Annotated in this window: 8 protein-coding genes; 5 read left to right on the top strand and 3 right to left on the bottom strand. The window is 43.8% G+C overall.

What is annotated here, in order from left to right:
* Nucleotides 1–55 precede the first annotated feature (55 nt).
* The 3 genes from OB236_RS30735 to OB236_RS30725 form a co-directional block, all read right to left on the bottom strand.
* Complete coding sequence (locus OB236_RS30735) at nucleotides 56–967, bottom strand: hypothetical protein (RefSeq protein WP_262687394.1); 912 nt, start codon at nucleotides 965–967, stop codon at nucleotides 56–58.
* Between the two features lie 294 nt (nucleotides 968–1,261).
* Nucleotides 1,262–3,274, bottom strand: coding sequence for an alpha-amylase family protein (locus OB236_RS30730; protein ID WP_262687393.1), 2,013 nt, complete (start codon nucleotides 3,272–3,274; stop codon nucleotides 1,262–1,264).
* 12 nt (nucleotides 3,275–3,286) lie between these two features.
* Nucleotides 3,287–4,873 (bottom strand): extracellular solute-binding protein, encoded by a 1,587-nt coding sequence (locus OB236_RS30725; RefSeq protein ID WP_262687392.1) that lies wholly within the window; start codon nucleotides 4,871–4,873, stop codon nucleotides 3,287–3,289.
* A 196-nt stretch (nucleotides 4,874–5,069) separates the two neighbouring features.
* Between OB236_RS30725 and OB236_RS30720 the strand changes: the two genes are divergently transcribed.
* The 5 genes from OB236_RS30720 to OB236_RS30700 all read left to right on the top strand — a co-directional run bounded on the left by OB236_RS30720 (nucleotide 5,070) and on the right by OB236_RS30700 (nucleotide 12,330).
* Nucleotides 5,070–7,295: a helix-turn-helix domain-containing protein gene (locus OB236_RS30720; RefSeq protein ID WP_262687391.1), complete on the top strand. Its 2,226-nt coding sequence runs from the start codon at nucleotides 5,070–5,072 to the stop codon at nucleotides 7,293–7,295.
* A 30-nt stretch (nucleotides 7,296–7,325) separates the two neighbouring features.
* Nucleotides 7,326–8,294, top strand: coding sequence for an ABC transporter permease (locus OB236_RS30715; protein ID WP_262687390.1), 969 nt, complete (start codon nucleotides 7,326–7,328; stop codon nucleotides 8,292–8,294).
* A 27-nt stretch (nucleotides 8,295–8,321) separates the two neighbouring features.
* Nucleotides 8,322–9,200, top strand: a complete 879-nt coding sequence (locus tag OB236_RS30710) for a carbohydrate ABC transporter permease (RefSeq protein ID WP_262687389.1) — start codon at nucleotides 8,322–8,324, stop codon at nucleotides 9,198–9,200.
* A 57-nt stretch (nucleotides 9,201–9,257) separates the two neighbouring features.
* Nucleotides 9,258–10,253 carry a D-2-hydroxyacid dehydrogenase gene (locus tag OB236_RS30705; RefSeq protein WP_262687388.1) on the top strand — a complete coding sequence of 332 codons (996 nt, stop codon included), beginning with the start codon at nucleotides 9,258–9,260 and terminating at the stop codon, nucleotides 10,251–10,253.
* A 64-nt stretch (nucleotides 10,254–10,317) separates the two neighbouring features.
* Nucleotides 10,318–12,330, top strand: coding sequence for an alpha-amylase family protein (locus OB236_RS30700; protein ID WP_262687387.1), 2,013 nt, complete (start codon nucleotides 10,318–10,320; stop codon nucleotides 12,328–12,330).
* Nucleotides 12,331–12,354 lie beyond the last annotated feature (24 nt).

Below are 12,354 nucleotides of genomic sequence, written 5' to 3'. Positions count from 1 at the left end.
TTGATAACCCTCCAAGTGCTTTTCAGATAAGTATTCCCTTAATAATGAGCATTCGTCAGCAATTGGGCCAAATCGTCTGATTGAGCTGCAAATTCCTCCAAGCTTCGAGGAGGGTACGTTTTCCGTTTGCAATTACAAAATGCGGGGATTCGTAGTCCATCGTTGTTACATTTAAAGAAAGCACACCTTGATTGCCTTCCCCTATGTAATCGAATTTATAAAGATTCCGCAAAAAATGTAACAGCTGATCTGTATTAACAGCAGTGAACTGATTTCTTTTATGTGGCGTCTTACCCATTATTTGATTGTATCGGCCTACCTTGCAGCAGTTCCCCATTCGGGAGTAGAGCAAATGTTTTTTTATATATTTCATATTCTTATCATTCATCTCGTAATTGACTGGTAAATGATCTAAATCGATCAAAAAACCAAATTGATCTTGCTCTATTCTAGGAAATTTTCCGGTAACACTATGAGACACTGTTGAAAAAGGAGGCCGATAAGCTACCTTCATCGTTCCTTTCAAAGCTGCATGACGATAGATTTCTTTAAAAGATTCATTCAAAGCTCGGACAGTGTGTTCTTGAAAAAAGGCTTCAGAAATAAAATCATCCGAAATAGTAAATATTTCAGCATTCATCTCATAAGCCTCGTCAACTGCTTCTTTTATCATTTGTAAGGCTGAATGCCTTTCGTATTCAATAACACTGCCTAGATTGGGCGGTTGTGTTAATCGTTGCGGTATAGCATTAAAACAAACCAGTATTCCGCTACTCAACAAAGTTTGCTTGACTTCTGTCCGTTCGTTTGAATCATGGATGGATGTAATTTCTATTGCATCAAAGAAAGGATCACTCACGATGTCCGTTATCGATTCCAAAGTGCCTCCGGATTTCGAACCTGCTAAAGGAAATGCCGTATGATGAACAATTCCAATTTTCATATAAAGATGAATGTCCTCTTTCAATTGGCAACAACTCCTGAAAGTAATACCGGTATTTTTTTCGCTGCGGGAGCAAGCTTAAAATTTCCAATGGATTACTTACAATTCCAACATGATAACTAATTAGATTTTCATTGTCCCTCTTTTTATTACTATAGTATCGTCCGCTTTTGTTCATTATTATGAACATTGTTCAATTTATGTATTAAGAATATATTCCCATAACGATAAGATTATGTCAATGTAAAAAAGTGTACCCGACTGCTTATTATTGAAATTCAATAACATCATGCGGTCGGATACACCTTACCTTATGGGTTAGAACGAAATCTTAATCGCTTCGAACAATCCCAGCTTGCTTAGCTTAATTGTAAGCTGGCCATCGCTGTATTCATGCTCACAATCGCTTCCGCTAATTAAGCTTATAACGGATTGTGGGGCTTCGGCAGCCGGGAAGATCACTTCTAGATCAGAAAGTGTAACCGGTTCATAAAAGGTAGCCCCGAAATGCCCGGTTCCATTCACCAGATGAAGTAGTGTGGAATTACGGCCCTTCTGTTCGAACAACGTAGCCTCGACCATAGGTGGCAGGTTTCCTTGAATTGGCTTTAATCCAGCCACATGCTCAAGTAGATCAGCTACGAATTCAATCGTATTCGTATAGCCTTGTCTATGAAACAGCTCACCCGGTTTCCACGGAATGAATATGCCGCACCCCTTCCCGTATGCACTTACAGTAAACCCGGGATGCTCGGTAACCTGGGTATAGTAGCAGCGCTCCGGTGGTCCAAACATATGAGGCGGAATCAGTTTAAAAAAGGCTTCCGTCTGATCGTTGTACTCAGCGAATACATAATGACTGTCCAAATAAATCAGATCGCTGACCGGGAAGCGTGTAAATTGGTCTTTATGATCCAATTTGAAATATACCGAACGATTGTCCTCACGCACGGAGCTAATTTTATCAATACCTAAGCTTTTTAAAGGCGGAGTATGTCTGGCGATATAAGCTTCATTGGTGAAACCGCTGCGACATACCGAAATAACTACTCCCCCTGCGTGTGTGAAAGCATCCAATCTAGCGGTAAATTCATTACTAAGCGGCTGGTAATCGGGAACAATAATCGCCTTATATTTATCCCAAGAAAGATTCAATGCATTCTGAACGACTAAGGTATCAAAAACATAATGATTTTCTGTCAGGAAGCGGAACCAGCCACGGTATTCGGCTTGATTGGCTGAAGGCCCGTTCAATAAAGCAATCGTTGCATGTGAGCTGATATTCAGGTACTCCTCGCCATGCTCCGCATGATAATGAAAGATTTCCTTGATCCCTTCGTACCCGGATTTATCCTCTTTATTATCAAGACGTCCCATTATGTAGTAATCCAGACCTCCTCCATTCGCAAGATTTTGAGCCAAACGCAGCTTCTGCTGGAACGGTGAAACCGAAACATGCCTATGATAATAGTCGGGGAAATCGACCGTTGTGTTACTAGATACCATCTCAGGATAAGAGCTCACCGCCCATTTGGTATTTTCGGATGCGCTGTACTGCCAATGAGGCAGCGGACGATCCAAGGCCGTGTTGGACTCCTGCCGTATCATGCCCTCCTTTAATTCAAAATTATTGGCGATGCATATATCGGGGCGTACCCCTAGAATCACCTGATGCATGGTGACCGCGTAATTCTTCAGCGTTTGTTGTTTAAAGATCATATATTTTTGAAACAGCGGATCGCTTGCATCCTCAACCTTTGGTAGCGGAGCGTCGAACATCTCGGCAAATCCCCGTTTGCAGCTGTCGCAATGGCATATGCCATAATACCGGTAGCTGTAATCCTTTACTTGGTAGCCACCCATGTTAAAGAAGATACCGTCAAAATCGTGTGTCGTTATCGCTTCTTTAATTATTTGTGGAGCATAATGCTGTTGGTACTCTCCGTTCAAACAAACGTGTACATCGCCGTTGTAATCAATAATCTCACCCTTCTGGCTGACATAGGCCCATTCGGGATGAGTTTCATAGATCGGCCGACGGACCTTGGAAAAGTCGGTTCTGGCAAAGACTTTAATATCTGCTTTATGGCAAGCGGCAATAATATCCTTCAAGCTGTCGCCTGTTAAATATGGACTTTGAAAATGAAACGGCAGACTCGTCGGATAGCTTGCAATAATACCGGCTGCGTTGATCATTACAACATTAGCCTTGAATTCCTGTAGATCCGCAACAAATTGCTCGGCGTTAATGTCTAGCATATCAATCTCACGTAAATTCGTTTGAATTTCGCGCCATGGCCGATTGATCCACCATTTTTTTTGCTCACCCATATAAGCTTCGCCTCATTTCCCAAAGGTTTCTTTATAGTCCTTAGCAAATTCTTGGTAAGACTTCTTAATGTTCGGATCATCATTGAGCTTTTTCACGTAAGCCTTATATTCATCCATGGAGATTTGGCCAACTATGGCTTTTACCGACATTGAGGTCCATTCCTGCTGGAATTTAGGCCAGGTGGCAACCCATGTGCTTGAGTCAATAACGCTGAATGGACTAATAACGCCCTTCGTCAAGTAACCCTGCGATTCAGTCTGCTTGATTTTCGCATCGTTATATTCCTTTGGAGCGACCGGTGTCACGATTTTTCCATACTTATCAAAGAATAAGGTAATAGGCTGCCAAGGTGAGGTAGAACCCACTTCTTTCTTATGCAGGTCCGTTAAGACGATTTCACCATTTACCTTGTTATAATGAATACCTTCAAGACCGTTGACCGAAAAATCATAATATTCTTTGCTGTTCGTCAGTTCGAAGAAATCCAAGATTCGTCTGACTTTTTCTTCGGGAACCTTTTTTGAAATAAGAAAAGCTCCGTCTACTCCAGTCGAATAGCGAACCGCATATCCATTTAGTCCTTGAAGAGGAGGAACGGTATCTACAATAGCTTCAGGCTGTACTTTCTTAATAGTGCTCATAAACGAATAATCCCAACGAAAGCTTTCATTAATCAATGACGCAGCTTTACCGGCTTCAAAGAGCTCAACCGCCTGAGTAGGCTTCATAACTGCGAATTCCTTGGCCAGCACCCCATCTGAATAAAGGTCCCTCAGCCAGGCGATCATATCGGCATACTGCGGAGTCAATTGCTCATAAATAAGTCCGCCATCCGCATCAAAGGTAGGTTTTCCCATACCGAAGGCATCACCAAATCCTCCGGCGCTTCCAGAAAACAGACTGGCCTTGGATACAAGCCCTATCGTATCCTTCTTGCCATTGCCGTCAATATCGGCATCCACAATCTTTTTCAGAGCGATGCGGTATTCGTCCATAGTCTGCGGCATCGGGATACCCAACTTATCCAACCAATCCTTTCGGATTTTTGGACCACCGGACAGCTGTGGACGATTTTTGGGAATTGCATAATTTTTACCGATAATACGGCTGGTAACCCAGGAATCAGGAGCTGAATAATTTTTCAAATTCGGGTATTTGCTGAAATCACCCAGAATCGGCGTGAGATCCCAAAACGCCCCATTCCTGACTGCATTGACTACAGGCGGGTGTTTGAGGTTATTAATTACAAGGACTTCGGGAATATTTCCTGAGGCAAGAATCAGGTTTAATTTGGTCGTATAGTCGCCGTCAGGGATCCATTCAATGTTTAATTTGGTATGGGTTCGTTTCATAAACTCTTTCCAATAGGAGTTTTCCATATTAGGCGCTTCCTCGAACAAACGCGCTGTCATTTGAATCTCCAGTGGGCTGACTGACTTCGTTTCAGGCGGCTTACTGCTTGGCGGTTCTACTGGATTTGTCGGTATAGCCGCATTTGGACTGCCGCTGCAGCCTGCTAATAGAAGTAGAGCCAGCACGGAACTAATGGCTACCTTTATTGTCGGTCCCCGCATACGTTTTGGATAATTTAGCCCCATTCGTTCATCCCCTCATTAATTAAATATGTCAAGCATAACCTCATAGTAAACCGGAGGGGGCAGGCACTCAATAGACATTTTTTACATTGTTGAAAGGATATTCTTATCCATGTAAGCATTTTCATCAATATCAAATATTGTCTATATCTGCCCACTCCATTTCTTGTTATATTGATCGTACGGGAGATGATAGCTAATGAATATTCGGGATGTTCATGGAATGAAAGCTACTTATTTCTACCGATTTATTTGGTTTGGTTGCCTCTCAGTATGCGTCCCCATTATGTTGGCGGGTTTTGTGTATTACCAGTTCTCAATGAAAGGAGGAATTGAAAGCATTCAATCCGATAACCAGACATCATTAACGATGGTCGAGCAGTTTACAGAAAAGGTGATGCGCGACGTTGTTGACCGGTCATTTCATTTAGCATTTGATTCCATGATCACGGATTCCTTCAATCTTCCGGATTATCAAACCAATTACGTGGCTCAAATGGAGCTGTTGAATAAAATTTCACTAGAAAAATATCAGAACAATCTGATTGGCAATATTTATTATTATAACAATAACGCTCAGTTCGTATTGTCTACCGAGGCAGGTCACCAGCAAAAAGCAGATTTCAAGTATAAAAAAGATATCGAACAGTTGGAAAAAAGCAATCAGCAGGGTCAATGGATTTATTTGCCCGAAAGCAAGCTTAATGGATATATTTCCTTTGCTATGAAGCTCCCAACGCTTGCCTCGGGGGAATCGCAAGGCTTGCTGGTTATACAAGTCGATGTCAGCCAGATTAAAAAATATGTTGCTGATGTATCCATGCTGGCCAAAACCGAGTCTATTATTGCTATTGACGAGCAGCACAGAGTACTTTTTCAAATTCAGAAAGGTAGTGACACTCATTCCTATTATAATGGAGAAGTCATACAGACGATCCTATCCGATCAACGCAAGAAAGACAGCTTCAAAGCTGAAGACTCCCACGGAGAACCACTCTATTATTCGTACATAAAATCCACATCCGGCAATATTTACATATCGGTATATCCCAATCAGGCTATTGCAAAAGAACTGGGATGGATCCGCTGGATGACTATTGCTGCTGTGCTTGTACTGTTGTCGGTCGGTATATTGCTTACTGTCATTACCTTAAAGCGTGCCTATAATCCGATCGGGCAATTGGTGGAGCATCTCCATATAGAGAAAAAGACGCTGGGCGAGCAGCTTGACCGCTCGATTCCACCGCTTCTGGAAAGGCTGCTGCAGCAGTGGCTTGCAGGCAATTACATCCACAGTCCGACGCTGTATGATGAATGCCGCAAATACGGAATTCCTGTAGATCATACCTATGTAGTCGTTTTGGTGGTCAAGGTAGAAAAGCTGTTTAATGAAGAGCGCTTTCGTCCAGAAGATAAGCCCATGATTACTTTCGCCGTAACCAATGTAATGGGAGAACTGCTTTCTAGCCACCCGACACTTCGGGGTAACGTTCTTCATGACCATCAGGGTCAAGGAACCGCGATTCTATATTTTGACAAGGACGCTTCTCTGAATTCGAACATCAATGAAACGAAACAGTTTGCTGAATCGGTCCGTGCTGCACTACTTAAGTATTTAAAGCTACAGGTATCTGTTGGAATTGGGCGGTTTTATCCTCACATTGCGGATATTCGGGTGTCATACCGGGAATCCAAGCTCTCATTGCAGTATCGCTTATATAAAGAGGATGAGTCTGTCTTATATATTGCTGACTTGGAAAGTACACAGAAACTACTTCCATTCAGCTATCCACGCGCAATTGAAAGCTCTATTGTCGAGTCGCTCGCATTGGGTGATTTGAAACAGGCGAAGTCATCCATGGAGGAATTTACTCATGCGCTGCAGCCGTCTGAATCTTACGCAATCAGCTCTCAAAGCTATCATATGCTGTTGGCTGTAATAATCGCTTCCATTGAGCACAAGGGCGGCGGTATACCCGATATGCTCGAATACGACCTTTTCGACCAGCTCAGAGTTCGGGAAACCCGGGCAGAAATGCGTGATTGGTTTAGCGAGTATCTATTTCCCCTATATGAAAAAATTGCCAACGATAACTACAATACTTCTGGCAAAATAATCGCTCAAAAAGTACGCAGGTATATTATCGACAATGTATCTCGGGAAATTTCATTGGCGGAATGCGCCGATTTGTTTCATATTACACCTGCTTACTTAAGCCGTCTGTTCAAAAAAGAGTTCGGAGAATCGTTTATTGACTATGTAACAGAGTGTAAAATGAACGAAGCCCGGAGATTGTTAACAGCCACTGATCAAAATATTAGCCAAATAGCCGAGGCTGTCGGTTATTCGCATCGGAACTTTAATCGTGTATTTCAGCGTCTGTTAAAAACATCACCCAGTAATTACAGAACCAACTACCGGTAATTTGGACTGCATGTAGAAAGGAGAACCGCCATGAACCTGGAACAATCGACCAAATCATCGGGACTATCCCTCCCTCGTACTTCGTCAACCCATAACAGAAAGGTTTGGCAGCGTCTGGTCACCGGACGGTATGTGTACATGCTGATCCTACCCGGTTTTATTTATTTCGCTATTTTCAAATTTTTACCGATGTGGGGTGTGCTCATCGCTTTTCAGAATTACAACCCGTTTGCCGGGATAAGTGGAAGTGAATGGGTTGGCTTTGAGCATTTTTCGAATTTATTTCTTGATAAGCACTTTTATATTTTATTGCGCAATACGCTGCTCATTAACTTGATGAGCTTGATCTTCTTCTTTCCGTTACCGATTCTTTTATCAGTGATGCTAAACGAGGTCAGGCATGAGTGGTTTATGAAGCTAAATCAATCCATCGTATATATGCCGCATTTCCTGTCTTGGGTTGTCGTAGCAAGTATGACCTTTTTCACGCTATCCGTCGATGTTGGTTTTATTAACAAGCTATTGATTTCGCTTGGAATGGATTCGATTTCGTTTTTATCGGAGCCTAAATTTTTCTGGGGCATCCTGACTTTGCAAAACATCTGGAAGGAAACCGGCTGGGGCACGATCATTTTTCTTGCAGCCGTAGCTGGTGTGGACCCGCAGCGGTATGAGGCGGCAGTCGTTGATGGAGCCGGGAGATTGAGGCAAATCTGGAATATTACACTGCCCGCTATCCGGCCGACAATCGTGATTCTGCTTATTTTGCGGTTGGGGCATATGGCTGACGTTGGCTTTGAGCAGGTCTTGCTTATGATGAACCCCCTTGTGAATGATGTCGCAGACGTATTTGATACCTACGTATATTATCGGGGGATTCAGCAGGGTGATATCAGTATTGGTACTGCAGTAGGCATGTTCAAGGGAGTTGTGGGACTCATTCTCGTAGTCATCGCCAATTACGTGGTCAAGAAACTCGGGCATGAGGGTATTTATTAGCAGCATCCGTATAGGGAGGAAGAACCCATGAGTTTTATTCACCAAAAATCAATGACGGTTGGCGATTGGCTCAACTATAGTCTACTTGGACTGATTGCTATTGTTAGTTTGTTTCCTTTTTTGTATGTACTCAGCCTTTCGTTAACGGACCCTTCAACCTATACACCATTAAAATTTTATCTGCTTCCTGATAAGTGGTCTCTCGCTTCCTATGCGTATATTTTAACAACCGACAGCTTTGGCAACTCATTAAAAAGCACTGCATTTATTACGGTTGCAGGTACCGTACTCAACATTATCATTACGTTCACGATGGCATACGGTTTAACCAAAAAATGGGTGATGGGCCGTAATTTTTTCCTGGGCGCCGTGATCTTTACACTCTTTTTCAACGCCGGGATCATTCCTAATTATATTTTGGTTAAAGAAATGGGCCTGCTGAACTCCTATTGGTCATTAATTTGGCCCAGCCTTACCAGCGCTTGGAGTCTAATTGTTGTTAAGAGCTTTATGGAGTCGATTCACCCGGAATTGGAGGATTCGGCCAAAATTGATGGCTGTACAGATATAGATGTATTCCTAAGAATTATCATCCCCCTTTCCCTTCCCGCAATCGCCGCATTTACACTATTTTTCGCAGTCCAGCATTGGAATACGTACTTCAATGCTCTCATTTATATATCGGATACTAAGAAATGGACGCTTCAGGTATTAATCAAACAGTTGGTTATTGAAGCTGATGCTTCTGGAGTAGGTCAGCAAGGGAGCTCTGATGAGGTTCTCGTCCCACAGGAAACAATCCGTATGGCTTCAATTGTACTAGCGATGCTACCTATTCTGGTCGTGTATCCATTCCTGCAAAAATATTTTGCCAAAGGCGTCATGCTCGGATCTGTTAAAGGCTAGTCATGCAGCCGGGCTTTATCATATGGATAGCTAATAAACCAATTAAGGAGTGGGAATATGACAAGTACAAGAGAAATTAAGAACGTTCTGGTAACAGTCGAATACGCAGAGAATCACATGGCCCGGCTTAAGGAAGCTTTATCTCCGGCCAATATCATTCATCTCAGCACAAAGGATGCTTCCGGCATCGAAGAGGCCCTCAAGATAGCCGATGTTGCACTGCTTCATGGAGATTTGGATGATCGCTTTCTGAATGCCCCCAACCTTCGTTGGATTCATTGCGACCATGCCGGTCTTAACAAGTCAGCTCGTCCAGAGGTATTCGAGAAGGGTATTATCGTAACCAGCTCCGCCGGTCGCTCGGGACCTGTGCTCGCAGAACACGTCATGTATTTTTCGCTGGCACTTACTTATAGATTCACTTCTTTCTATGCTGCCCAGCAAGCCCATCAGTGGGGAATTCCCGGCCAAAACAATCTGCGCGGATTGTATGGAAAGACGATGGGAATTCTCGGATTGGGAAATACAGGTAAAGAGCTCGCTTTGCGGGCGAAAGCGTTCAATATGCGGGTTCTGGGCTACCGTCGCAGCTTAAGCGAAATCCCGGAACATGTTGACAAGCTCTTCTGCGCGGACCGCGGTGATACACTGGATGAGCTTTTGCGTGAAAGCGATATCGTTGCTCTAGTGCTGCCTCTTTCGAACGAAACTCACCATTTGATTGGTAAAAGAGAGCTGGAATTAATGAAACCCTCCGCTTTCTTGGTTAATCTTGCCCGAGGTGCTGTTGTAGATGAGAATGCATTGCTATTGGCTCTTCGTGAGGGAACTATTGCCGGAGCGGGGCTTGATACGTTTTCATCGGAACCGCTTTCAGCAGACAGCCCATTATGGGATGCTCCCAATACGCTGATTACTCCGCACTGTACGCCTGCAGTTCCTGACAGAAACGGGCGCTCGCTTGAATTCATCCGTCACAATATACACGCCTATCGTACGGGAGGAGTTATGGTTAATCAATTGTCGGAAAGAGATATTTACACGAAGGGCTAGTCTTTAAATAATAGAAAGGAGACAGGATGAAATGAAAATAAACAAGTGGTGGCTTGAATAACCGATGCGTTTAATTCAAACCAATCTTCGGGAAATTGATGTGCTGTCGGATCCCGATGAGTTTGTCAGCAGCCTGAAGCCATTTTCGGCCAATGTGCTTTTATTAAATGTTGGCGGTATTGTGGCCAATTATCCTACGGAGCTCGATTTCCAATACCGCAATCCCCTTCTCGTCAACGACTTTGTCGGGGAAATCCTCGAACGTGTTCATGCCAATGGCATGAGGTTGATTGCCCGGTTTGACTTCAGCAGATTGAACGAAGCCATTGCTTTGAAGCATCCCGAATGGTTGTATAAAAGCGTCAAAGGCGAAACCATCAATTATAACGGTCAGGTACATACTGCATTTAACGGATGGTACCAGCAGGAAGGTTCGATCCAGATCATGACGGAGGCCGTCAAGAAATATCCGATTGATGGTGTATTCATCAATATGCATGGTTATGTTACTCATGATTACAGCTACAATCATTACGGGATTTGTCAATCCGACAGCGATCAGGCCCGTTTTCAACAATTATTTGGTCATCCTCAACTGCCTCTGACAGCGGATAGCCTTGATCCCGTTTATCGAGATTATGAAAAGTTCAAGCAGCAAACGGTAGCCGAATTATTCAGGAGACGCGCCCAAGCGGTGAAAGCCGTAAATCCCAACGTTGCTATTTGCAATTATACTCCCGAGGGTACGGATATTTTCAGGATGGAATCCAACACCGGCATCGACCGTCAGCTTCCTGAATTTAATTACTCTGCCTCTCATCATGTCAATATGGTGATGAACTCCTGGGAGCACATGGCGGTCAGTAATTCTGCAGTTCATTTTGTCGATTTTGCCATGCGCCATTCCGCCGTCTCTGCACATCATACATGCGCCAGATTAGCACAAGATTTAATCCATGGCGGATGGTTGGACTTTTATGTAATTGGAACATTAAATAATCAGGATGACCGTTTGTGCATGGAATCCGTTAAGGAATTGTATGGCTTTCACCGGGATAACGAGCGTCATTATACCAACATCGCATCACTCTCCGATGTATGCCTTATCTTCCCGCAAAACAGCAGCTATTACGGAAGTATTAAAGAGTTTCAGGGACTATTCCGCATCCTTTCGGAGCAGCATATTTTATTTGACGTCATTCACGACAGCATTCTGGAAGATCCATCGACCTTGGATAAGCTCAGCGCATATCAAGCCGTACTGCTGCCGGATGCCCGCAATTTGAGCGGGACCGCATGCAGCGTACTGGACAGCTATGTGCAATCGGGAGGCAAGCTGCTGGCAACCGGCGGTTCCTCAATCTGCGACGAGAAAGGAACACCTTTCCATGAATACCGTTTGGCATCGCTGGGCGTGGACCGTATAGAGCAAACCTACCCGCGTCAGCAGGGTGCCTACTTCCGCGTTAAACCGGAAGATAAAGAGCGGCTGCAAGGGTTTGAAGATTTGGACATTATGTACTTGTATGATGAATTTTTTCAAGCTCACTGTAAGGCGCAAAGCACAAGTTTTCTGGGGTACATCCCTCCCTGCATGTTCGGTCCTCCGGAAAAATGCTACTATACCGTCATTACCGATACACCGGGGCTTATCCATCATTCCTATGGTAAAGGCAGCACCGCCCTCATCCCTTGGACGATTGGCAAGCATTATGAAAAGCTGAGCAATCATGCTCACTCCAAACTGGTGCTCAGCGCCTTGATTGATCTGCTTCAGGTAGAACGAAGACTACTTATAAATACTTATCCAACGGTCGAGGTAACCTCTCACCTTAAGAAAGAGGACGGCAGCACGCTGATTCATCTGGTAAATTTAAGCGGACAATTGGGCACTGCCTTCCACCCTCCGATGCCTATTCAATCTATAGAGATTGAACTTGCTGTTGAACGGAAGCCAAGCAGCATTTATACATTGAAATCAAAACAGTTGTTAGATTTCGCGGTATCATCCGAGCAATCTGTCATTTTCAAGCTGCCAGAGCTGCAATTGTTCGAAACGATTGTGATCGAATATTAAACTAAACCATCCACATTAACTCAA

It is taken from the genome of Paenibacillus baimaensis, from assembly GCF_025567575.1.
The sequence above is the reverse complement of the archived record's forward strand: the minus strand, read 5'-3'. Positions and strand labels throughout refer to the sequence as shown.